2 protein-coding genes are annotated in these 3,071 nt (G+C 43.6%); one reads left to right on the top strand and one right to left on the bottom strand.

The genetic code is table 11. The annotated features are described in order from the left end of the window. Nucleotides 1-205: 205 nt before the first annotated feature. Nucleotides 206-715: a hypothetical protein gene (locus BIZ37_RS29785; protein ID WP_187464619.1), complete on the bottom strand. Its 510-nt coding sequence runs from the start codon at nucleotides 713-715 to the stop codon at nucleotides 206-208. 247 nt (nucleotides 716-962) lie between these two features. Here BIZ37_RS29785 and BIZ37_RS29780 point away from each other — a divergent pair. Continuing rightward, nucleotides 963-3,071: mechanosensitive ion channel protein MscS (locus BIZ37_RS29780; RefSeq protein ID WP_222939897.1), on the top strand; the 2,109-nt coding region annotated here is incomplete at its 3' end.

Here is a 3,071-nt window from a genome sequence, read left to right as displayed (position 1 = left end):
TATTTAAATGGTATTATTTTTATAACGAAGCTAATCGTTCTAGATAGAATATTCCTGTTCTTGTCATTTGGCGGACCTTTATGGTCCGTCTTTTTTATGTTTTAATGAAAAAAGACGTATCATCATTAAAGATAATACGTCTAAGTCATATTTGACTTGGAATACACATTTTACTCGTTTTTCTTTTTAGCCTGATTGACTTACTTTATCCTAAGTGAGGGCTAGCCCAATCATTAATTATTTTACCAATGAGAGGAATATTTGAGTACTGGTGGCGTTCGCCAGTGACTTCTTTACAAGTAATGTGTTCCATATTCAAAAGGACATGATTTATTTCTTGGTATGAACCAAAAGGGTCATGACTCTCTTGAATAATAAGAATGGGTAATCCGTGGTTATTCAACGCCGGTAATAACTCTTTTTCAATATTTGAGTATATACTCCACGCAATACCAATAAATACAAGTCTATCCCAACTGATTTTTTGCTGAGATTTTAGTGTGACTAATGTACCAATTGATTTTGTGATAACCACATCGTAGTGTCCAGATGGGAGGTGTTCTATTTCTGTATCTACATTAAAGTCTTGCTCGAAATCCCAGGCATTATATCGATGTACATCAATATTTTCGTTTGACCAAGGTGTAGCCGCTATTATTTTTTCAAGCCAAGTTTGTGTCGCAGGCATTTTTCCAGGTATTGCTAAAATCTTCATTATATTGATCTTAAATCTCTATTTCTCGAGATGGATTATGTCTGTAGTTGTCATGTGTATTCTGTGATTTGCATCACAAAAAATTGTGTGGTTATCATGGCAGATAATCAATATTAATGAATGTTATGTTCAATGAAAATTAATGGTGTTATCACTTATCTCTCAAAAAAATTATTATTGTTGGTAACCCCTAAGTAGTGCTGCGGACTACACTTTAACATTAGCTGTGTGCTTGGAGGCTGCGTGAGTGGGATGCTTGGTTAGACGGCTCTTTATTTTTCTGGGGCTAACATTATTACTGGCTATGCGGGTAGGGGCAGAGACACTGCCGAACATCGACTTTGTCGATAGTGAAATCGAGCGCTTGAACAACGAGAACCCCAAGGATGAAAAACTGCTTGGGCAGTATCAAAGCTTGGCGCAGAGTTTGAAAAGCCAATCAGCTTTAACTGAAGACCAAGATAAATTACGTACCCTAATAACCCAGTTTCCTGAACAGCGAACACTGCTCAACAAGAAGATCAAAGAAGCGGGTCAATTACCCGTATTCCAGACAGAACAACTGCAATCCTACGATGACCTATCCCAAGCCTTGGCCAGGTTGAGCGCCTCACTCAGTGAATGGCAGGCGGCTTTAAAGGCGAATGGCGATGAGCGTAAGAAACTCAATGACTCCAGAATTACACTGCCCAAGGAAATTGCCAGCCTAAATAGTCAGATAGAGCAAGCTTCGCTAACCGTCAGTGATAGTGAGGATAAGTTACAAACGTGGCTGGCAGCGGCAAATTCAAAGACCTTACAATTAGAGAAGGATAAAAAGCTGCTTGAACAACAAACACTCGACGAGCGTAGTGAGTTGTTGCAGTTGGAACAAGAGCTACTAGCAAAGAAAATTGATTTGGCAACGCCCCTGCAAGTCCAGTTACAAAACCGCCTCACAGCCATTGAACAAGGTTCTGCCAAAGCCTTGATCGTAGAAGTTGAGCAGCTCAATGATGAGCTTGGAAGTGCTGAAGGCACACAGTCTGACCAAGAAATACCCCAGCAACAGCATATTGCTAAGCTACTCGAGTTTGCCAAAGAGCTAGAGCAGGTTCTGCTCGACATTGATGATGCCCGAATAGAGATACACCGTATTCAAGCGGAAAGGCAGAATCTTACTGACGAGCAGGTATTGATTCGAAATAACTTGGATTGGCTCAGGGAAAGTACAGCCTTTGGGGCTTCTATCCGTGCCCAACTGCAGCGGCTACCAACCCGGGTGAGGGTGAATGTGATTCCCGATCAAATCGCCAATGCCCATATTAGAAAATACGAGATAAGTCAGCTCCGCTCGGATGTCATGCTTGATGAACAGGCGCAAAACCAGCCGGCATCAAATAGTAACTCCGAAAAAGGCCAAGAGTCACAGTCAATCATCCAAAAGCAAAAAGCTCTGCATAAAGAGCTACTGTCCAGGCTGGGACTTGAATATGACAAGTTGATCACTGAGTTGAGTCGTCTTCAGGCAGCTACCATCCAATATAAAGATGAGGTAACCAGTGCCCGTTCTTTCCTGCGCGAGCAGCAGTTGTGGATACGCAGCAACTTGCCGTTATGGAAAAATTTAACCCGCTTTGAAATGGATGTATGGTTCGGCGCCCATACACCGCTTAAAATTATGTTTGAGCGTACCACCCAGCAGCAACAGGTGACCCTGGCACTTTCCATTGCAGCATATTCATTATTGTTTGTTTTTGTCAGGATTAAACTCACCCGTCTTAGCGACCAGCGCCGCACGGAATACAAAGGGCTGTTTGGTCATCCACTTAAAGATAAGTTTCGTTATACCCTCTTCCTATTCGCTTTGGCCTTATTCCGTGCGGTGATCTGGCCTTTATGGTATGGGCTGACTGCGCTTGGGATCTATTGGTTATGGCCTCAACCGACATCGGGTGATCTTCCGTCATTGATCACAGCTAGTGCATGGGGGTTGTTTGTACTGGAACTGATTCATGGGCTGACGGCTAAGGATGGTGTGTTAGATTTGCACCTTAACTGGCCATCGGAAATTTGCCGTTACCTACACCGCGAAAGCCGCCGACTGCGCTGGCCTTTGATTGTTATTTTGCTGGCTTTATATTGCTCTGAGTTGGTCTCCGGCGAGAAGGAAGCAGAGGCTTCCCGAGTTCTGTTCCTATTGCTCGTAGGTTGTATGACTTATATCTACGCGTTCCTATTTAAGCGCGAGCGCTTGCCGATGGTGCTGCCGTCACCGCTGCATCAAGGGTTTCCGCTGATGCTCACCCGGGGCCTGGTGATTGGTTCGTTCCTTGCCATTATGTTGATGTCGGTGCTGGGGCTTTACCTTGCTGCT

The organism is Photobacterium sp. BZF1 (assembly GCF_014349205.1).
GTDB lineage: Bacteria > Pseudomonadota > Gammaproteobacteria > Enterobacterales > Vibrionaceae > Photobacterium.
Note: the sequence above shows the minus strand (reverse complement) of the source record. Positions and strands in the feature narration are given on the sequence as shown.